This is a genomic window from Flavobacterium terrigena (assembly GCF_900108955.1).
Lineage (GTDB): Bacteria > Bacteroidota > Bacteroidia > Flavobacteriales > Flavobacteriaceae > Flavobacterium > Flavobacterium terrigena.
Map to the genome: position 1 here is coordinate 164,699 of NZ_FNYA01000004.1, position 21,007 is coordinate 185,705.

24 protein-coding genes and 2 pseudogenes are annotated in these 21,007 nt (G+C 28.9%); 21 read left to right on the forward strand and 5 right to left on the reverse strand.

Annotated features, from left to right (window positions below):
* Positions 1–4 precede the first annotated feature (4 nt).
* Together tilS and BMX42_RS08570 are read left to right on the forward strand one after the other, a co-directional pair.
* A complete protein-coding gene (tilS, locus tag BMX42_RS08565) occupies positions 5–1,321 on the forward strand; it encodes a tRNA lysidine(34) synthetase TilS (protein WP_091312322.1) in 1,317 nt (438 codons plus the stop codon).
* Positions 1,305–3,323, forward strand: coding sequence for a protein-disulfide reductase DsbD family protein (locus tag BMX42_RS08570; protein WP_091312326.1), 2,019 nt, complete (start codon positions 1,305–1,307; stop codon positions 3,321–3,323). Before tilS ends, BMX42_RS08570 begins: the two co-directional genes overlap by 17 nt.
* 58 nt (positions 3,324–3,381) lie before the next feature.
* On the opposite strand, the gene BMX42_RS08575 is transcribed toward BMX42_RS08570, so the two are convergent.
* Together BMX42_RS08575 and BMX42_RS08580 are read right to left on the reverse strand one after the other, a co-directional pair.
* Positions 3,382–3,582 (reverse strand): helix-turn-helix transcriptional regulator, encoded by a 201-nt coding sequence (locus BMX42_RS08575; protein ID WP_091312330.1) that lies wholly within the window; start codon positions 3,580–3,582, stop codon positions 3,382–3,384.
* Positions 3,572–4,048, reverse strand: a complete 477-nt coding sequence (locus BMX42_RS08580) for a hypothetical protein (RefSeq protein WP_091312333.1) — start codon at positions 4,046–4,048, stop codon at positions 3,572–3,574. The genes BMX42_RS08575 and BMX42_RS08580 overlap by 11 nt, the downstream gene beginning before the upstream one ends.
* 237 nt (positions 4,049–4,285) lie before the next feature.
* Here BMX42_RS08580 and BMX42_RS08585 point away from each other — a divergent pair, with 237 nt between their 5' ends.
* The 10 genes and pseudogenes from BMX42_RS08585 to BMX42_RS08625 all read left to right on the forward strand — a co-directional run bounded on the left by BMX42_RS08585 (position 4,286) and on the right by BMX42_RS08625 (position 11,639).
* Positions 4,286–4,486, forward strand: a complete 201-nt coding sequence (locus tag BMX42_RS08585) for a hypothetical protein (protein ID WP_091312337.1) — start codon at positions 4,286–4,288, stop codon at positions 4,484–4,486.
* A 132-nt stretch (positions 4,487–4,618) separates the two neighbouring features.
* A pseudogene (locus BMX42_RS08590) lies at positions 4,619–5,062 on the forward strand (magnesium chelatase domain-containing protein); the annotation flags it as partial.
* 106 nt (positions 5,063–5,168) lie between these two features.
* Entirely contained in the window at positions 5,169–5,483 is a 315-nt protein-coding gene (locus tag BMX42_RS08595) for a hypothetical protein (protein WP_143055620.1), read from the forward strand.
* A 70-nt stretch (positions 5,484–5,553) separates the two neighbouring features.
* Positions 5,554–7,716, forward strand: coding sequence for a TonB-dependent receptor (locus BMX42_RS08600; RefSeq protein ID WP_091312344.1), 2,163 nt, complete (start codon positions 5,554–5,556; stop codon positions 7,714–7,716).
* 3 nt (positions 7,717–7,719) lie between these two features.
* Positions 7,720–8,514, forward strand: coding sequence for a cation efflux transmembrane domain-containing protein (locus tag BMX42_RS08605; RefSeq protein ID WP_091312347.1), 795 nt, complete (start codon positions 7,720–7,722; stop codon positions 8,512–8,514).
* A 6-nt stretch (positions 8,515–8,520) separates the two neighbouring features.
* A pseudogene (locus BMX42_RS14615) lies at positions 8,521–8,859 on the forward strand (MerC domain-containing protein); the annotation flags it as partial.
* Positions 8,860–8,910: 51 nt separating this feature from the next.
* Positions 8,911–9,129, forward strand: coding sequence for a GDCCVxC domain-containing (seleno)protein (locus tag BMX42_RS14620; protein WP_245748279.1), 219 nt, complete (start codon positions 8,911–8,913; stop codon positions 9,127–9,129).
* Positions 9,130–9,169: 40 nt separating this feature from the next.
* The gene (locus tag BMX42_RS08615) at positions 9,170–9,421 is read left to right on the forward strand and encodes a hypothetical protein (protein ID WP_091312352.1); all 252 of its coding nucleotides are present in this window, start codon (positions 9,170–9,172) and stop codon (positions 9,419–9,421) included.
* Between the two features lie 161 nt (positions 9,422–9,582).
* Complete coding sequence (locus tag BMX42_RS08620; protein WP_091312358.1) at positions 9,583–10,746, forward strand: phosphoribosyltransferase; 1,164 nt, start codon at positions 9,583–9,585, stop codon at positions 10,744–10,746.
* A complete protein-coding gene (locus BMX42_RS08625) occupies positions 10,746–11,639 on the forward strand; it encodes a DNA-processing protein DprA (protein WP_091312362.1) in 894 nt (297 codons plus the stop codon). Before BMX42_RS08620 ends, BMX42_RS08625 begins: the two co-directional genes overlap by 1 nt.
* 61 nt (positions 11,640–11,700) lie before the next feature.
* Here the strand turns inward: BMX42_RS08625 and BMX42_RS08630 are convergent, their stop codons facing one another.
* Entirely contained in the window at positions 11,701–13,305 is a 1,605-nt protein-coding gene (locus BMX42_RS08630) for a hypothetical protein (RefSeq protein ID WP_091312365.1), read from the reverse strand.
* Between the two features lie 303 nt (positions 13,306–13,608).
* Here BMX42_RS08630 and BMX42_RS08635 point away from each other — a divergent pair, with 303 nt between their 5' ends.
* Positions 13,609–14,106 carry a hypothetical protein gene (locus BMX42_RS08635; RefSeq protein WP_091312369.1) on the forward strand — a complete coding sequence of 166 codons (498 nt, stop codon included), beginning with the start codon at positions 13,609–13,611 and terminating at the stop codon, positions 14,104–14,106.
* Positions 14,107–14,268: 162 nt separating this feature from the next.
* Here the strand turns inward: BMX42_RS08635 and BMX42_RS08640 are convergent, their stop codons facing one another.
* Positions 14,269–14,523 carry a helix-turn-helix domain-containing protein gene (locus tag BMX42_RS08640; RefSeq protein ID WP_091312373.1) on the reverse strand — a complete coding sequence of 85 codons (255 nt, stop codon included), beginning with the start codon at positions 14,521–14,523 and terminating at the stop codon, positions 14,269–14,271.
* A 105-nt stretch (positions 14,524–14,628) separates the two neighbouring features.
* On the opposite strand from BMX42_RS08640, the gene BMX42_RS08645 reads away from it, so the two are divergent.
* Complete coding sequence (locus tag BMX42_RS08645) at positions 14,629–16,017, forward strand: choice-of-anchor tandem repeat GloVer-containing protein (RefSeq protein ID WP_177169149.1); 1,389 nt, start codon at positions 14,629–14,631, stop codon at positions 16,015–16,017.
* A gap of 6 nt (positions 16,018–16,023) precedes the next feature.
* Positions 16,024–16,665, forward strand: a complete 642-nt coding sequence (locus BMX42_RS08650) for an SHOCT domain-containing protein (protein ID WP_091312378.1) — start codon at positions 16,024–16,026, stop codon at positions 16,663–16,665.
* A gap of 499 nt (positions 16,666–17,164) precedes the next feature.
* Here the strand turns inward: BMX42_RS08650 and BMX42_RS08655 are convergent, their stop codons facing one another.
* On the reverse strand, positions 17,165–17,440 hold the full coding sequence (locus tag BMX42_RS08655; RefSeq protein ID WP_091312382.1) for a helix-turn-helix domain-containing protein: 276 nt from the start codon (positions 17,438–17,440) through the stop codon (positions 17,165–17,167).
* Positions 17,441–17,576: 136 nt separating this feature from the next.
* On the opposite strand from BMX42_RS08655, the gene BMX42_RS08660 reads away from it, so the two are divergent.
* From BMX42_RS08660 to BMX42_RS08685, 6 genes are all read left to right on the forward strand, one after another.
* On the forward strand, positions 17,577–17,900 hold the full coding sequence (locus tag BMX42_RS08660) for a hypothetical protein (RefSeq protein ID WP_091312386.1): 324 nt from the start codon (positions 17,577–17,579) through the stop codon (positions 17,898–17,900).
* Positions 17,901–17,917: 17 nt separating this feature from the next.
* Positions 17,918–18,229, forward strand: coding sequence for a hypothetical protein (locus BMX42_RS08665; protein WP_091312389.1), 312 nt, complete (start codon positions 17,918–17,920; stop codon positions 18,227–18,229).
* Between the two features lie 144 nt (positions 18,230–18,373).
* Entirely contained in the window at positions 18,374–19,003 is a 630-nt protein-coding gene (locus tag BMX42_RS08670; protein ID WP_091312392.1) for a recombinase family protein, read from the forward strand.
* 143 nt (positions 19,004–19,146) lie between these two features.
* Entirely contained in the window at positions 19,147–19,473 is a 327-nt protein-coding gene (locus tag BMX42_RS08675) for a hypothetical protein (protein ID WP_143055621.1), read from the forward strand.
* A gap of 190 nt (positions 19,474–19,663) precedes the next feature.
* Entirely contained in the window at positions 19,664–20,536 is an 873-nt protein-coding gene (locus BMX42_RS08680; protein ID WP_091312399.1) for a DUF3347 domain-containing protein, read from the forward strand.
* Between the two features lie 6 nt (positions 20,537–20,542).
* Positions 20,543–21,007, forward strand: a complete 465-nt coding sequence (locus tag BMX42_RS08685) for a TlpA family protein disulfide reductase (protein WP_091312402.1) — start codon at positions 20,543–20,545, stop codon at positions 21,005–21,007.

The following is a 21,007-nucleotide window of genomic DNA, read 5'->3' on the forward strand; positions in this document are numbered from 1 at the left end:
GAACATGTTTATTAATTTTCAAAATCATATCCAAAAAAACTTTTCTTTTTTACAAGATAAGAAATTGCTTGTTGCTACAAGTGGCGGAATGGACAGTATGGTTTTGGTGCATTTATTTCAAAAATTACAATTCAAATTTGCTTTAGCACATTGCAATTTTCAACTTCGTGAAAAGGAAAGTGATGGTGATGAAAATTTTGTAAAAGAATATGCTAAATCTAATAATATCATTTGTTTTGTAACAAAATTTGATACTGAAAAGTATTCCCAAGAACATAAACTATCGACACAAGTTGCAGCTAGAAACCTTCGCTATAATTGGTTTAATGAGGTTTTAGAACATGAGAATTTCGATTATATTGTCACGGCACATCACGCTGATGATGTTGCAGAAACTTTTATGATTAATCTTTCTCGCGGAACTGGTTTGGATGGTTTAACAGGAATTCCATCGCAAAATGGAACTATTATTCGTCCAATGTTGCCTTTCTCTCGTAAAGAAATAGAAGATTATGTTTCAGAAAATGACTTGCAATGGCGTGAAGATAGTAGTAATGCTTCAGATAAGTATTTGAGAAACAAAATTCGTCATCATATTGTTCCCGTTTTTAAGGAAATTAATAGTTCGTTTTTACAATCTTTTCAAAATACCTTAGAACATTTAAATCAAGAACAGTCGTTGGTAAATGATGCCGTTCAAATGGTGTATGAAAAAATAGTTTCTGAAGAAAACGGACAACTAAAAATTGATATTTCGGGCTTAGTTGAATATAAAAATTACAAAGCGTATTTGTACCAATGGCTTTATAAATATGGCTTTTCCGCTTGGGAAGATATCTATAGTTTAATTGTAGCGCAATCGGGAAAACAAATTTTTTCCGAAAATTATATTTTATTAAAAGATAGAGATTATTTGATTCTTTTTAGAAAAGAGAATGATCATTTTGAAGAAATTATTATAAATTCTATAACAGAAAAACCTAATTTTCCGTTAAAATTGACCTTATGTAACCTAAGTGACATTTCAAATCAATTGAAGAGCGTTATATTTGTGGATGAAAGTAAATTACAATTTCCATTAACGATACGAAAGTGGAAAGAAGGTGATTATTTTTATCCAGCTGGAATGCAAGGAAAAAAGAAAGTGAGCAAATATTTTAAAGATGAAAAATTTACACTATTTCAAAAACATGAAACTTGGATTTTAGAAAGTAACAATCAAATTGTTTGGATAATTGGAAATAGAGCCGATGAACGATTTAAAACAGAAAACACAACTCAAACCACAATAAAAATAGCATTTAATGAAGAAGATATTTAGTTTATTAGCCTTATTAATTACCTTTTTAGGAACTGCACAAATTTTAGAACCCGTAAAATGGAGTTCTAGTGTTGTAAAAGTTTCAGACACAGAATTAGATTTAGTAATTACTGCAAATATTGAAGATGAATGGCATTTGTATTCGCAATTTACTCCAGATGGTGGTGTAAATCCTTTAGTTTTTACTTTCAAAAATCAGAAAGGAAATTACCAATTAGTTGGTAAAGCTAAAGAAGGAAAATACAAAAAAGTGTATAGTGACGTTTTTGAAATTGACGAATACTTTTTTTCAGGAACTGCTAAATTTACTCAACGTGTAAAAGTTTTGAACCCAAAATTAAAAACAATTGATGTATTTGTAGACGGACAAGCTTGTATTGAAGGAAGATGTACGTCAACTTCATCAAATTTAAAATTTATATTACCGGTTTTAAAAATTGCAGAAACAACAACAGCAGAAACTGCTTCTGATTCCGTTTCAAAGCCTATAGATACTGTTGCTGCAACTACAGCAACTGATACAACAACAACTGAAGTTGCACCAGTAAAAGATGCAAACATTGAAAAGCCTTCAAATAAGGAAGGAAAAAGTTTGTGGACTATTTTCTTTTTAGCCTTTTTAGGGGGATTTGCAGCGCTTTTAATGCCATGTATTTTCCCTATGATTCCAATGACTGTTAGTTTCTTTACAAAACAAAGTAAAACCAAAACGGAAGGAATTAAAAATGCTATTATTTATGGTTTAGCAATTATTGCTATTTATGTTTTGTTAGGTTCTTTAATTACTGGAATTTTTGGACCAAAAGTACTTAATGAATTATCTACAAGTGTAACATTTAATATCATTTTCTTTGTATTATTAGTTGTTTTTGCTTTATCATTTTTAGGTGCTTTTGAAATTGTTTTACCAAGTTCTTGGGCTACAAAAATTGACTCAAAAGCAGATAAAGGCGGAATTGTTGGTATCTTTTTTATGGCATTAGCCTTAGCCGTAGTTTCTTTTTCTTGTACAGGACCAATTGTTGGTGCTTTACTAGTTGAGTCATCATCAAAAGGTGGAATTGCACCTATAATCGGAATGTTAGGTTTTTCATCAGCAATTGCTATTCCTTTTATGTTATTTGCTATGTTTCCAGGTTGGTTAAATTCATTACCTAAATCAGGTGGATGGATGAATACTATTAAAGTTTCATTAGGATTTTTAGAATTAGCCTTTGCATTCAAGTTTTTATCTAATGCCGATTTAGTTTTACAAAAACATTGGTTAGAAAGAGAATTATTTATTGCTATTTGGATTGCCATTTTTGCAGCTTGGGCTTTATATTTATTCGGAAAATATATGTTACCTCACGATTATGAAAAAGCGGATAAAATTGGAGTAGGGCGTTTAGTTATGGGAATGATTGTTACAGCTTTTACATTTTATATGATTCCAGGATTATGGGGTGCACCATTAAAAATATTAAGTGGATTAACACCTCCAATGAATTATGCAGAAAGTGCTTCTGGTTTTGGAAATAGTGGTTCTAGTACAACGGAATTACCAGAGCATGCACACAAAGGACCTCACGGAATTGTAGCTTTTGAAGATTATGAAATTGGATTAGCTTACGCGAAAAAAGTAGGTAAACCAGTGTTGTTAGATTTTACTGGTGACGCTTGTGCGAATTGTCGAAAAATGGAAGATAATGTTTGGTCTGATAAATCTATTTTACCAATTTTAAAAGAGAAAGTAGTTTTGATTTCATTATACTGTGATAGAAAAATTGAATTGCCAAAAGAACAACAATTTGTTTCAAAAGTATCTAAAGACAGTATTATAACAATTGGGAATAAATGGACTGATTTTCAAATTACAAGATACAAAAGTAATTCACAACCATTATATGTAATATTGAACAACAAAGGTGAAGACGCATCAAAACCGATAGCTTATACAACCGATATTCAAGAATATAAAAAATGGTTAGAAGATGGAATTGCAGAAGCTTCTAAAAAGTAATTCTTTAAATAAAATTTTTAAAAAAAAACCTAACAGTAATTGCTGTTAGGTCTTTTTTTTAATCATCACTTTCTAATGTGAAAATTGATTCTACTGGTGTTTCGAAAAACATTGCCAGTTTTAATGCCAATACAGTTGATGGAACATATTTTCCCTTTTCCATAGCATTTATGGTTTGTCTACTGACTTGAATTTTCTTCGCTAAATCTTCTTGAGAAATATTTTTTATGGCTCGAAGCACTTTTATATTATTCGTCATGATTAGAATTATTTAATTTATAAATCATGTAATGAAAGCGTATGATGAAAAATAAAAGCAAGGTAAAAATATTATAAAATAAAACATTCAAATAAGGTAAACCAAACAAAAACAATGTAAAGAATAGTATAATTCCATAATTTAAATAAGTTGCCCAAACTAAACTTTCATATCTTATTTTAGAGATCATTTCGTCTTCTTCTTTTAGTTTAGAAAAACCAACTAAAATTCCTCCAACAATAATTCCGATTGTTAGTATTTCATCTAAAATACTATTTTTTATAAATTTAAAAAAACCTGATGCCTCACCAATGCTTCCGTTGTAAATTGAAAATACGGTAATATTTAAATAATCGTCTGTTGAAATATTCATTACAGAAATGATTAGTGTTGCTAAAACACTTGGTACAAATAATAACCAACCTATTTTTTTTAATTGATTTGGAAATAAAAAATGTGATTTCATAAATTAAAGTTTAAAATTATTTTTCAAATGTAAAGTTTATTTTACATATTGACAAATAAATTTTACAAAAAGTATAATTTGTTTTACTTTTTTGAAAATAAAATTATCATTTCAGCCGTATTAGAGTAAATGTCCTCGCAAAGATAAAGTCGAAAGCACGTTAAAATAATATAAATTATTTTTTTATGTTGTTTTTTTAAGTAAATTCGTGTTAATATTTAATTAAAACCAAAATAAATGGAAAATTTTAAAAACCTTAAAGGCACAAAAATCTTAACAGTAAATGAATTAAAAAGTATTAATGGTGGGAGAGTTTGGACCGTTACATGTAATGATGGTACTCAATACTGTCCAAATCCAAATGGAACAACTCAACAGCAATTAGTTGATATGTGTTATGGACACGGAGGATTTAAACGTCAATCTTTAGAAGATTAATTTAATTGATTTAAAAATTAAGCCAAACATTTCTTTTACTGTTTGGTTTTTTTTTGCAAAAAATAAAAACTTACATTTTCTAATATTTTTCTATATTTGTAACCTTATAAGCCAATTTTTAAAGTACAAGCCATGTTAGTAAAAGTCTTCGGAAGCGCCGTTTTTGGTGTAGACGCCACAACCATTACTGTAGAAGTAAATATCGATAAAGGAATCGGATACCACTTGGTAGGATTGCCAGATTCTGCCATAAAAGAAAGCAGTTATCGAATTGCTGCCGCTCTCAAAAACAACAATTACAATCTTCCTGGAAAGAAAATTACCATAAATATGGCACCTGCCGATTTAAGGAAAGAAGGTTCTGCCTATGATTTAACTCTCGCTATCGGAATTTTAGCGGCTTCTGGCCAAATTAATACGGAAGAAGTTGGAAAGTATATCATAATGGGTGAAATGTCCTTAGATGGAGGTTTACAGCCTATTCGTGGTGCGTTATCAATCGCTATAAAAGCAAAAGAAGAAGGATTTACAGGAATTATTCTACCGATTCAAAATGTTAAAGAAGCGGCTATTATTTAGTTGTGGCTAATAAAATTTCTAATTATGATAAAAAAAAAACATATCTAGACAAATGTATTACATCTAAATAATTTTAAAGTACTAAGTTTGTAACATGAAAATAATGGTTGGCATATTATCATTTATTGTTGTGGTACTTTCTGTAGTGCCATGCTATGCTTGTCATGGAGATACTAAACATCAAATTGAAACTCAGCACGAGGAACATTCTGGTAAATGCGATGATAATTGTGATGGTAATTGTTCTCCATTTTATTCCTGTGGCACATGTACGGGTTTTATTTCTGAAGTGACAGTATCATTTACAATTCATAAAATTTTCATGACTGACGATACTTCAATGCAACCTTACATTTACGAAAATCCTTTTTATTCTGCCTTTTTTTGCAAAATCTGGCAACCACCAAAAATAACTTAATGCTTTTTCATTCATGCAAATGGTAAAACTATTTGCATAAAATCGATTATAAACATTAAGTAATTAAATAATGCAAAAATATTTTTTCATAATCTCTGCAATATTCATTGTTGGGATAGCGCAAGCACAGAATAATTTTAAAGCTGTTATTAAAGACGAGCAAACAAATGAGCCAATTGTTGGAGTAACAGCTGTAGTTAATAACACAAGTACCATATCAAATGATGAAGGTTTAGTAATGTTTGCCAATATTCCAAATGGGGAGTATGTTATAACGTTTTCTTCTGAAGGTTACAAAAGTAAAACCGAAACATTTGTTTTTCCTCTACCAACTAATGATACTTTGGAGCTGTTTTTGGAATCCGAAACGGAAGAAATTGAAGAGGTAATAATTACTTCAACAAGAAGCAGTAGAACCATTAGAAACATTCCTACAAGGGTCGAATTTATTGCTGGTGAAGAATTAGAAGAAAAAAGCAACATGAAGCCAGGAGATATCAGAATGTTGTTAAACGAAAGTACTGGTATTCAAACACAACAAACTTCAGCAACTTCAGCCAATTCCTCTATTCGAATACAGGGACTAGATGGAAGATATACACAAATACTGAAAGATGGTTTTCCCTTGTATTCAGGTGCATCAAGTGGTTTAGGACTTTTACAAACACCACCACTGGATTTAAAACAAGTTGAAATCATTAAAGGTTCTGCTTCTACTTTATATGGTGGCGGAGCAATTGCAGGATTAGTCAATCTAATTTCAAAAACACCAACAACGGAAAGAGAATTACGTTTTCATATTAACGGGACATCGGCATTAGGACTTGATATTAATGGGTTCTATTCGCAACGCTTTAACAAAATTGGATTCACACTATTTGCTTCTCATAACAGAAATGCTCCTTATGACCCAGCCGATATTCATTTGACTGCTATTCCAAAATTTGAGAGGTTCAATATAAACCCAAAATTGTTTATTTATTTTAACGATAAAACAAAACTAGATTTTGGACTAAATACTGCTTTTGAAAACCGTATCGGTGGTGATATAGATTATATTAAAAATGATAAAAATTCAAGTGGATATTTTGAAAAGAATGACACTAAGAGAATAAGTACTCAGCTAACATTAACACATCAACTTAAAGAAAACCAACAATTGGTATTCCGTAATAGCTTTAATAATTTTAATCGAATTGTATCAATTCCAAGCTACACTTTTGATGGCTTACAGAACAGTACTTTTTCAGAAGCCACCTATTCTCACAATGGCGAAATTTCGGATTGGGTAACAGGAGCAAATCTTTACACGGATAACTTTTCCGAAAAAGCAACCACTTCATTTCCTTTACGTGATTACAACCAAGTTACTATTGGGGCATTTGCTCAAAACACATTAAAAGTTAAAGAATGGCTACATATTGAAACAGGTTTGAGAGGTGATTATATTGCTGATTATGGGTTTGCTTTCTTGCCAAAAGTATCAACGCTTTTTAAAGTAACAGATAAATTATCTTCACGTATTGGTGGGGGTTTAGGTTATAAAACGCCAACTATATTTACAGAAGAAAGCGAGAGAATTCAATACAAAGATGTATTGCCGATTAATAGCAATTTTAATAGTTTAGAAAGAAGTTACGGAGCGAATTTTGATGTTAATTACAAAACCAATATTACTGATGAAATTTCATTCAGTATCAATCAATTGTTTTTTTATACCTACATCAATAATTCGTTAATACTAACACCGCTTCCAAATAGTACATTTCAGTTCGTTAATATTGATGGGCATATTGACACTAAAGGAACAGAAACCAATATTAAGTTGGGATATGAAGATTTTAAATTATTCATGGGTTATACTTTTACCGATGCTGTGGTTAATCAGAATGGTACTAAATCACAAAATCCACTTACATCAAAACACCGCCTTAATAATGTTCTGATGTATGAAATTGAAGAAAAATGGAAAATTGGTTTGGAAGCTTACTATTATAGTCCGCAAAAATTAAATGATGGCTCAATAGGTAAGAATTATTGGGTTTTCGGAGCAATGATTGAAAAGCTATGGGAACATTTTTCCATATATGCTAACTTTGAAAATTTCTCAGATACAAGACAAACAAAATTTGGAAGTATCTATACAGGGACTATTTCAAATCCAACATTCAAAGATATTTACGCTCCATTAGATGGTTTTGTTATTAATGCTGGAGTAAAAATTAAATTATAGCTTATGAAAAAGAGCATTTATAAAATAACCAAAATGGATTGTCCTAGTGAGGAACAATTGATACGAATGAAGTTGAATGGTATTGAGCAAATTCAACATCTTAGTTTTGATATTCCAAATAGGAAATTAGAAATTTTTCATTTAGGTGATACAGAACCAATAACTGCTAAAATTGACAGTTTAAACTTTGATAGCGCATTACTAGAAACTAAAATTTCAGAAGAGAACTTCCAATTTTCAGATGATTCTCAACAAAGAAAATTACTTTGGCAAGTATTAGTAATCAATGCTTTTTTCTTCGTATTAGAAATGATTACAGGCTTTGTTTCCAACTCGATGGGATTAGTTGCTGATAGTTTAGATATGTTGGCGGATAGCGTTGTTTATTCGTTCGCTTTATTTGCTGTTGGTGGTGCAGTTGCCCGCAAAAATGGCATTGCCAAAATCAGTGGTTACTTTCAATTGACACTAGCTATTTTAGGCTTTGTGGAAGTACTTCGAAGATTTTTAGGTTTTACCGAAGTGCCCGCATTCCAAACCATGATACTAATTTCTTTGCTTGCGCTTATTGGGAATGCTATAAGTTTGTACCTATTGCAAAAATCCAAAAGCAACGAAGCTCACATGCAAGCCAGTATGATTTTCACATCCAATGATGTGATTGTAAACCTTAGTGTGATTGTAGCTGGCGTGTTGGTATATTTCACCAATTCCAAAATTCCTGATTTGGTCATTGGGGTTTTTGTGTTTATCCTCGTAGGTAAAGGAGCATTTAGAATTTTAAAACTTTCAAAATAATAACAAATGAAAAATATTTTAACTAATAATATTGACAAGCTTGGAACAGTTGGAGTTTTCTTAACTGCTATTTTTTCACCATGTTGTTTCCCTATTTTCGCATTCGGTGCTTCCGCTCTTGGATTGGGTAGTTTTGAATTATTTGGTGGTTGGACAATGTGGATTTTCCAAGCTATGGTTTTGGTTTCGCTAATTGGACTTTATATTTCATATCGCAAACATCGATGTACATATCCGTTGATAGTAGGCATACCAAGTGGATTTTTGATATTTTATGGTTATCATTTTGCCAACGATGGTACATATTTCATTTATGCTGGAATGTTTGGTTTGTTTGTTAGTACAGCAATAAATTATTATAGCAACAAACTTCATGGGGATTGTGACACATGTACAATTTACAACGGTAAAAAAGTTGAATTGGAATCAACGATTACTTGCCCGAAATGCGGGCATAAGAAAACGGAAATGATGCCAACCAATGCTTGTGAGTTTTTTTATGAATGTAAAGGCTGTAAAACGAGATTGCGACCATTGGAAGGTGATTGTTGCGTATATTGTAGCTATGGAACGGTGAAATGCCCACCCATTCAAGCTGGTGATAATTGTTGCTAGTTTTTTATAGAATAAAAGTATAGTAAAACAAAAAAATCTTATGTTATCAGACAAAAAATGCAAGCAGATATTAAATCAAAATGGCTTTTTCTATACTGATGTAGAAGTAATTTTAATCAAAGAAACACTTTATAAATTAATTGAGATAATTCATAAAGACGATTTACAAAATAAATTTAAAAGTGAGAAGAACGTCTCGGTAAACGACATTCAACAGAGAAATGAGAGCACAATCATGTGTTCAACCTTTCCTTTTCTGCCAAATCCAAAACCAATCTATAAACTGGTATAATATCTCAAAGATATAAATATTATTTTGTTGTAGGAATAAAATGATATATAACTCCTTGATTTGCAATTTAATAAAAATTAGTTTATTTTGTTTGTAAATATTTTCACTAAATATCAAACTAAACCTTAAATTTGTAATTAAAGGTTTAACAAAATTACAATATGAAATTATTAATAACATCAATTGACGCTTTAATAGATAATTTAACTGAAGATTATTTTGATGGTATTAAAGAAGCATTAGATTATTTTGAATCATTAAATGAAGATAATACAGTTGTTATTATTTCAATTCATCAAGATAGGCTTGATGCAATTCCAAATGATTTTGAAAAAGTTTGTGTAAATGCAAATTATAGAAGAGGTACTGGTTTAATTCAATATATTAACAATAAAATAAAAATTAATTTTAGTGATATATTAATTTTAGGAGCTAAGGAAGATGATTTGTTTTTGGCAGCAAATTCAAAATTAGTTTTATTGACAGCTGATTATGCACGAGAAAACAATCCAGATGATAAATTATATACTTATAGATATGGAATTGGAATATTATCACCAGCAAGACTAAGGTATTTTTTTGAACATTTTTTAAATATAAATAACCCTTGGTATTATAGATTAAAAGTTGATGATAGTACTGAATTGTATGGGCTTACCAATGCAATGACAAATATGGAATTAAATCCAGATGTTAAAGCTATTGGCAATAGTTTAAAAGGATTTTTAAAATCTGGAATTACTGAATTTAAAAATCCTTTTCTAATTTATTCATTAATTAGTGCTTATCAAAATCATAGCGAGTTTAATGAAATTAATTATTGGGGTTATTATCCTTCTTCAACTGGAAAAGAAAATGAAGTACTTAAAACTTTTAAAGAAGTTTTAAGAAAAACATTTAGTTCAAGTAGAAAAACAGATGATATTTTAATAAGGCATAAACCATCAGCTGCTAGAAAAAATATGTCAGCAGCTGAAAGAATTTCTAATGGTTGTAATTCAGAATTTGATACAATCATTTTGAATCCAGTTTATAAACATTTATTAAGAGGTAAGAATGTATGTATTATTGATGATTATACAACACACGGTTCATCTTGTGAAACAGTTAGAAAACTTCTAAAAAAAGCTGGTGTCAATAAAATTATTTTTATTGCTTTAGGTAAATTTAAAGTCGATTATAAAATTTATGATTATGAAATTGATGGTGATGTTTATAAAGTTGGATATACTTATAAATGTTCTGGTGAATTTACTGCTGTAAGAGGTACAATAAATCCAGATTATAAAACCAACTTAATTGAATCTTTAAATCATTTATTGTAATGATATTAAATTTAAAACAAATAATTTTATTAAAATACTTAACAAAGTATAATATTAAAATCATTAAAGATTATGCTAATCTTTATGAAGATTTTGATACTTTGTTATTTTCATTAATTCAAAATTTTTTAATTTCTGATAAAGTTGTTAATGAATCTTATGTGTTTTCTGAAATTGCAATTGATAAATTAAAGTATTATGATATTCAAACAATAACTTGTTTTGATGATGATTACCCAATTCAATTAAAAAGAATCAATGATTCACCACTTGTTATTTATTACAAAGGTGTTTTGAAGTTAGATAAATTAGCGGCTGTTGTTGGTAGTAGAAAAGTTTCAAAACACGGTAAAAAAATTACTTATCAAATTGTAGATTGGTTAAATGAATTGAATTTTGGTGTCGTTTCTGGTTTGGCTTTAGGTATTGATACTTTTGCTCATGAAAAAGCAGTTCAAAATAAACAATATACTATTGCCGTTTTACCAAATTCATTGGATTCAATTTATCCACCAACAAATTTTAAATTAGCTAATGAAATAATTGAAAGTGGTGGCTGTTTAGTTTCAGAAATGATTTTTGGAATCAATAGAGGCAATCAAAGTTTTGTTCAAAGAAATAGAATACAAGCCGCATTATCAGATACTGTAATTCCAATTGAAATGGGTGTTAATTCTGGAACAATGCACACAATAGATTTTGCAAAAAGATATAAAAAGAATATTGCATTATTTAAACCAACACCTATGTTAAGTGAAATTGAAAATTACTTTGGAATACTTCATTTAATAAATAATCCTCACCAGTTTCAATCAATTTTTACAGATAGAGATTCATTTTTTAATCTAATCAATTCACTTGGAACAACAGAACAATTTGATTTAGGTATTTAAGATTTATAGTAATCGTTAAGAACCTCATTTAATTTCCTAAATAATGGTGTAAGTTGTAAAATTATTTAATTAAAGAATAAACATCATGATAATCTTCAATTGAATAAGCAGATAGATTCCAAGCCATAGGTTGTAACTTTGATTTTAATTCTTCTGGAACTTCATCATTAAACAATTTTCTATTAATTATTTTACTTATTTCTTCTTTTGATAACAATTCAATTGTTCCATTAGCTTCATTTGATGTGTTATTTGAAACGATTTCTGTTTTCTTAATATCTAACTCATAATCAAAATTTTGTGCTTTAAAATAAGCTGTAATTAATTCAAGTATTTCTTGTTCATTTTCAGCTTTAACAATTACAGAATCGTGTTTTGTCAAACCGAAAAATTTCTTCTTTTTAAGGTCCATAAAAATATCATCAATAAACATTTTTGATTCCATTAGCTGCAATTTTATTGCAAAATTATTATCACCATTTTCTTTTTTATAATTATCAATAAAAGCAATAACAGTTTGAAATAATTCTTGCAATTTCTTTTTGTTTGCGGTTGTGTTTTTATGTGAACTAAAAAGAATTTCAAAGGCAGCGTTTTTACCTTCTTTTCTATCTTTTAAATCTAGGTTATCTTTGATGTATTCATAAAGTTTACCAGATGCTGAAAGTTCTTTAAATAACTTGAAATCACTTGTGTGTAATTTATCTTGTAACATAAATGAAAGAATAGCAAATTGACTATTTTTTAAATCAATTTGTATCAAGTTATTTTGGTTACAAATTTCATCAACCATTTTAGAACACATATTAGTAAAGTTGGTGTCTAATCGATTATTTGTTTGATTTCTTTTAGCACGATAATTACCGTTTTTAAGGTTCATTAATGCTTGATTATACATAATATCAATCATTTGCTTTTTAGTTGAAATAAAAGCTTCTGGTGCAGCAATTACAAATCGCTTATTATCTTTAATCAGTACCATATTCATTTCTTTTGCTTTTGCAATTGCATTTTCACGTTTCATCCAGATTGAAGATTTGTTGATTGTTAGATTAATTATTTCATCAAGTATTTTTTCATTTGTTGCAAATGATTCAATTGAAATACTATCAATTTTATTTTGAATAATTTCTTCTAATTTAGTGTAATCAATATTTAATTGTTCAATATCTTTTTTGAAGTAATTTAAGTGTAATATATCTTCTTTATCTAATTTAATAATATCTCTATAACTCACTATTGATAAGGGTTTACATTGATTGTCTACACATAGTACATTAGATGATTTATCAATATAATTATCATATAAATTATTAATAAAATAATTAGAATTAATTGAATAATTATAACAAGTATTATTATCTTTTGAATAATAATCATTTCTAATAATAATGTTATTATCTAAAAGTGGTTTTAACCAATTTTGATAATTTTTATCATTGAATGATTTCTTGATGTATTCAATTGGAATTGCAGTTTCTTCAAATAAGTCTTTGTAATCATTGAAGTTATTTCTTAAAATAATTCCAATGAATTTGAAAGAATAAGATTGATTTTCTTTTGATAGATTTAAAGCTTTTACATCTTCAACTAATTGTGAAGGTAATTTTAAATAAGAAGTAGTTTTAATTTTGTGTTCTTTCTGAACATTTTTTTTGTGTTTCAATTTTAAGTTAATATTTCGCCTTTGTTATTTTCGCCTTATTTTACTTCGGTGGCGAAACCTATGGGAGCAACCCCATAGGAAACCGAAGGTTTTTCTAAAAACTTTACTGTTTATTATTAAATATCTAACTTTTCTTCAAAGGTTTTTCAATTTGATAAAATTTACGATTTTTTTTTGATATAGTCAACTACTTTACAGTCAAATGTTAAAGTTTTGGACAAAAAACGTATAAAAAATAGTTATTGAAATAATATTATTAATTTAGCTTAAATACTATAAAAACAATTTTTTTAAACACAACTTATGACAAATTTCCTAGTAATTAGAGGTACAGCAGATGGTGGTAAGACAACTACAGCTGGGCTATTATTTGAACAACTTAAACCAAAAGCATCACAATTCAAGCTTTTCAATTGGGCTTGGAAAGAAATAGATAAATTACATTATAATTCAGAAGGTGAATTAATTGATTTTATTGCTGTTTTGGTAATTGATGGCAAGGTTATAATTATCATTAGTCAAGGTGATAAACCAAATGTTTTACAAAAGGTATTGGATTTTTTAAAAGATTTAATTTCTTTAAGTAAAATAACTGGAATTAATATTTCTAAAATTGATATTGTAATTTGTTGTGCAAGAAGTCGAAATGTAAATGGTTCAACTTACAAAATGCTAACAAAAAGAATTAATTCAAATAACTTATTCGATTTTTGGACTTCAAAAGATGATGATATTTCTAAAAAATTATCTTGTAAACAAAAAGTAGTTGATGAATTGGTTCAAAAAATCAAATCATTATAAATTACATTTTTAAAATTATTAAAATGCTATCTAAAATTTAGGCAGCATTTTTTTTTTGGGAACATGACACAGCCCACCCACAGAAATTAAGGTTGTTAAGATATATTTGATAGTTGTGTTTGTAAAACAGAAATTAGTTTAAAGAAAGAGGGTGAGACTCTATTATTTTGAATCGGTTTTTTTGATTCCATGAAAAAATTCTTCTAAACTTACATCAAGTACCCTACAGATTTTAATTAATGTTTTAAGTTCAAAATTAGCACCAGTTTCTAATCTCCAGTATGCTGAACGACTCATTCCTAATGCAAATGCAATATGTTCATAATTAGAAAATCCTTTAGTTTTTCTAAGTTCTTTTAGTCTCAGAGCAATTGCTTCAAGCTCTTCAAGATTTGGTTTTTCAGTAGAATCTTTCATACTCCAAATCTCAATATTTTTATTTTTCTGTGGTACTCTATAGTTTAGTACACTATAAAATAGAATTTTATTTTATATTTGTTAAAATTTTAAAAAAGAAAAATGATGAAAAAATATTTTTTAATCTTAACAATTCTAATTACTTCGTTATCAAATGCTCAATTTACCAATTTGCATAATTTCTCAGCAGTAGGTAGTGGTGGTTATAGCTCATTGACTTTTGCAAACGGTCTTTTGTATGGAACGACAAACATAGGCGGAACAAATAATGCAGGTTATGTTTATTCAATAAATCCAAATGGAACTGGATTTACAATACTGCATAGCTTTACGGAAACTTATAGTTTTCCATGCGGTTCGTTGTTATATGATAATGGTATATTGTATGGAATGTCTTCCCAAGGTGATGGAATCTACAAACTAAACATAGATGGAACTGGATATACAGTTTTACATTTATTTACTTATCAAAATCCTCTTGATGGAAATAATCCGCAAGGTTCTTTAGTTATTTCAGGTAATACATTATATGGTATGACCCGAAAAGGTGGTGCCGTTTATGCTGATATATTAGGTGGTGAAGGAACAATTTTTAAAATAAATACTGATGGGAGCAACTTCAATATACTTCACAGTTTTAATTTGGGTGAGGAAAACCCATACGGTTCATTGCTTATGGATGGTAATTTCCTGTATGGTATGACTTCCACGTATGGTTCAAATAATAATGCTGGTAAAATATTCAAAATCAATAAAGACGGAACTGGTTATACAATATTACACAATTTCAATTATACAAATGGTTCAAAGCCAAACGGAACGCTTGTATTGGGTGGAAATACCTTATATGGGATGACTGCTTTGGGTGGAGCAACAGGTAAAGGAAATATTTTTAAAATCAATACGGACGGCACGGGATTTCAAAGTCTATTTAGTGAATTAAACGGCTCAACTAATTATACTTGGTCATATGGCTCATTGGTGCTGGTGGGAAATGTTCTTTACGGGAAATCAAACGTAAACTTATATTCAATCAATACAGACGGAACGGGTTACCAATGGTATAATTGGAGTCAGTATGGAACTGCTCCACAAAGTTATGATATTCAAGAAAACGGAACGCTAACTTACGATGGTAGCGCATTATATGGCGTTAATAACCGCTATGGTGGGACATTAGACAGAGGTGTTATTTATAAGTTCACGCCAGCCAATCTAAGTATTGAAACAAATAATTTATCTAACAATTCAATAAAAATCTATCCCAACCCAGCAACTGATTGCATAACAATCGATTTTGATAATCAAATAAATGTTAGCGGTTGGAATGTTAAAATCATCAATACAATAGGACAAGAAGTGTTTAACCAAAACATAAATCAACAACAAAATATAGTGCCATTTAATAACCTGAACGGAACTGGAATTTATTTTGTGAGAATTTACGATGACAGCAATAAATTAATCGATACCAAAAAAATCATTTTAAAATAAAATAATATGGAATCAAAACAACCAAACCCGAAAACATTCGATTTTAAAACTGGCGTGACAGTTGAAACAACCAATGACAAGGTTACTGCAACTGCTCAGAACAGTAATAAAACGATTCAATCAACTGATTTAGACAATTTTTCCTATGCTGAACACACGGAGCAACGCATGACGTTTGTGGGTGTATTGTCTCGTATGTTCGTTATTGGGCTATTGCTAGTAATATTGAATAAAGTACTGTTTGGTAAATTACAACTGGAATCACAAGCAATCATTATCGGTTGTACGTTGATGGGATTAGCGTTTGTTCTATTTTTAATTACGGTGATTGATTCATTTTTAGAACTAGGTATTACTAACAACATAATAAATAATTTCTTTTCAAATCGAGGCTATTATATAACTATAGGAAATAAAAGCGGGAACAACATCGAATTTATAACAGAACTTAACGAACTGGAATTGATAAAAGAACTTGAAACGAAAATATACGAGCTGAAGAAATCTGCTGTTAAAAATGATGCGACAGTAATACAGCCAAATAGTAATTTAGATGAACTAAAAAAATTATCTGAACTTCTAAACGCTGGAATTATTACTCAAACCGAATTTGACCAAAAGAAAAAGCAATTATTAAAGTTGAATTAATCGGTGCTTTTATGTACCTAAAATGTAGTTTTAATGTTCCTTTTTGTACCCCATTTGTTCTGTCAAACACACGTAAAAGTTTAAGGTTCAAACAGAAAAATACACCCCCTCTGGGGTAAAAACACCCCTTCCCCCGTGTAAATGGCAAGAAAAATTGGGAAATGCTTATTTTCAGTTATCCGCCTCATTTAGGAAACACTTACTTATGTATTATGGTGTGCATGAAGTGGCTCAAAAATTTTCTAGGAAAAATTTTGAAATCAATTTTCGCTTTTTAGTTGATATTTATTAATAAACGGAAAAATGAAAATAATTATCACACTCGAACAATTAAAAATGATACTTCAGACTGAAGACCCAAAATATCCAATCATATTCGAAGTATCGAATTTCACACCAAAAGAACTAAAGGAGTTTTCAAAATTGTTACAATCAAAAAAAGAACGAAGGCATAGCTTTTAATAAAGTTTGACTTTTATTAATTTATAATAATTTTGTATTATTTGTTTTCAAGAATTTTAAGAGATTTTTCTAATAATTCTTTTACTTGATTTACTTCAGATTGTAAAACAACTGAATTTTTTGTTGCAACAAACATTTCTCTAATATCCACATCAAGTGCTTCAGCCAACTGGAGTAATAAATTTATTGTTGGCAAATTTTTTTCCGAATTAATATTACTGATAGTCGTCATAGATACTCCAACCTTATTGGCTAATTCTTCCCTACTTATTCCTTTTTGATTCATCAATTCTTTTAGGCGTAATACTTCCATTTTATTTTTTTTAGAATACAAATATATAAAAAATAAAGTAAAGCTTTATTTTTTATTAAATTAATTAAGTATTATTTGTTTTTTAATAAAATAAAGCTTTACTTTGTAGTGTATTAATAAAGTAATACTTGATTTTATGAATGCTGCAGAATTTAAAAACGGAATTAGATTAATTAAAGAAAATTTGAAAGGGTTAACCTTACAGTTGGCAAATTCTAATGGTTATATATCTTTTAAAACTTTAAATGAATTTGGTGGTGCTATTTTAGAAGAAGAAAAAAAAGGTTATGATTTCAGAATTAAAAAAGTTTGGACTATAGATGGAAGTGTTGGAGTTAAATCAATTAAGCATTTAGCAGAATTATTCAAAACTAGTAATGTAACTGCAATACAATTTGAAAGCTTCTGGAATCCAAAAACAAAAGAAGAATTTATGAGAAGTTTTGGAGCTTTAGATTAATATTAAAATATAACAAAATGGAAGATATATCAAAAACAATGGAAATAGCACAAACAATATTAGACCAAATAAAATTAGCAGACCGTTCTGCTCTTATTGCTTGGGGAGCAACAAATTTTTGTGCATTAGAAGAATCAAAAGAATTTCAAGGTGGATTGTCTTTTAAGGTTAATGGGGTAATTCATAGAGGATGGGTGAAAGTTTGTTTAAGATGGGTTGATGATTATAACATAGTATTTATTAATCGTAATCGTGAGACTGTTAAAACTTTTGAAGGAGCTTATTGTGATATGTTAGTTCCAGTTATTGATTGGATTGAAGGAAAGTAATTTTAATTTTTGTTTTAGATTTAGACTATGGTTATTTTTTAAAACGAAAGTATAAAACTAAATCCCAACAAAATCAGCAATAATGTTTTAAAAAAACTTGGAGTCTAAAACTAAAACAAAACTAACTACAAATATCAAAATATTATGACTTACTATTTTTATTCTAGGACTTCAACCGTGCTTCAAAACAGTGCTAGGCAAATCGAATCGTTTAAATCTCACGAAGGTTTTGACCCATCAAGATTGTTTGTTGAAAGAATACAAGGTAATGTACCTTTTATGGAAAGACCTGAAGCTGTCAAAATGTTTGATGAAATAACCAATCAATCTGAAAGATGCACAGTCGTTGTGGATTCTACCGATAGGCTCGGAAGGAATTTATTGGATATTTTAAATACCATTTCTGTATTCAAAAAAAATCAAATTAATTTAAAATCTCTTAAAGAAGGGTTTTCAACTTTTTTAGATAATGGAGAAGAAAATCCGATGGCTAATCTAGTTATTTCGGTGATGGGTAGCATCGGAGAGTTAAGTCGTAATCAAATCAAATCTAGGAGTATGGAAGGGATTAAGGTAGCTCAAGCTCTTGGAAAATTTAAAGGGCGAAAAATTGGAAGTGTTCAATCCATAGATAAAACGATTCAAAGACATGCTGATGTAGTTTTGAAAATCAAAAAAGGATTATCTGTAAGAGATATTAATACAATAACTGGAAAATCATCCACCACAATAGTCAATGTTAGAAAAATACTTTTGAATAGAGGTGAAATTTAAACTTATAACTAAAAAATGAAATTTTAACATTTTAACATCATTTTAAACATAAAATAATAAGTTTTTATTAGTTTTGTCATGTTATAATTTTTTTAATGAAAAAATACCACATCATATTAGTAGTTTTTTTAAGCATATTCTTTATGCCTAATAGTACTATGGCTTGTGGTAGTGATTCAAAGCATACTTGTGAAAAAGAGGTTTCATCTACAGAGACAGAGAAAAAGTGTTGTTGTAGTAATGACAGTTCTAAAAGCAAAGATGAAAAAGGATGTAATGGTGATTGTGGTCATTCAAAATGTGGTTGTTCTTCAACTTGTCCAGCTTCTTCAATAAGTTTTTTACCAGAAATTATTTTTAAAATTGACTTTATTCGCTATTCTTCAATAGAGAAAGTTAATTTTTTATATACAACTCCATCAATCTCAGATGGTTTTCATTCAATTTGGCTAATACCAAAAATAGGCTAAATTCATTTTTTGACAGCCATTAGTGTGTCAAATTTATAGCAGTTTGCTATCGTATCAATCAGCAGTTTGTTTTCCGTTTTTAGGATAATTATTTTTAATTATTTCTAAAATAGTCAACTCAACTGTAATTCAATTATTTTTTATCAACTTATCAAAGTAATTCACTTTGATTACTAATACATTATTTAAAATGAAAAATTCATTTAAAAATATAATGTTAGCAACTTTTGTATTGCTATCTATTACAATCAATGCACAAATTAAAAATTCAAAAACTGAAACAGTTAAAATCTATGGTAACTGTGGGATGTGCGAAACTAAAATCGAAAAAGCAGGAACTATCAAAAAGGTTGCTATGGTTGATTGGAATCAAGAAACTCAAATGGCAACTTTAACTTATGATGCCACTAAAACGAATCAAGACGAAATACTGAAGAGAATTGCATTAGCTGGTTATGATAGCGATAAATTCCTTGCTCCTGATGATGTCTATAGCAATCTTCATGGTTGTTGTCAATATGAAAGAGTAGCCAAAGTTCCTGCTAAAGAAGAAGTGAAAACAGAAGAAACTACTGAAAATCATAATAATCATGGAAATTATACAGAAACACCAAAAACAGAAGTTCAAGAAGTCAATCAACTTAAAGTTGTTTTCGATAATTATTTTATTGTAAAAGATGCTATGATTTCTTCTGATGGTAATGTTGCTTCAATTGCTTCAAAGGAATTGTTAGTATCAATAAACAATATTAAAATGGAAAAATTAGAAATGAATGTTCATATGGTTTGGATGAAAGTTTTAAATCAAATAAAAGAAGATGCTGAGCACATTGCAGATACAAAAGATATTAAACATCAACGTGAGCATTTTGCAACATTATCAAAAGACATTTATGAATTAATTAAAGTAGCAAAATACAATGTACCTGTTTACTTCCAATTCTGCCCAATGTATAACGATGGTAAAGGTGCGAATTGGTTAAGTAAAGAAAATGCAGTGAAAAATCCTTACTATGGTTCAATGATGTTAACTTGTGGGAAAACGGTTGAAACTATTAAATAATCTAAAATGAGAAGAATAGTTTTTGCGTTTTTTTTAATCGCTAATATAACGACTGCACAGATTAACGATGGTGATTCAATACCATCTGTTACTTTAAAAAGTAGTAGTAATAAAGATGTAAACATTACATCTTTTAAAGGGAAATATGTACTTGTTGATTTTTGGGCATCTTGGTGTGCACCGTGCCGTTTAGGTAATAAAAAATTAGTAAAGTTACATAATGAAGTTACTTCGGATAAAATTGAAATTATAGGAATTTCAATAGATACTGATACAAATAAATGGCTAAAAGCTATTGAAAAAGATAAAATTAAATTTACTCAACTGATAGATTCTAAAGGTTTTGATGCTGAAACAGCAGTGCTGTTTGGTGTTGATGAATTACCTTCAAAATACTTGTTTAATCAAGAAGGTATTCTAATTGCAAAAAATCCATCAGATGAAGAAATAATTAAATTAATAAAAAAGTAA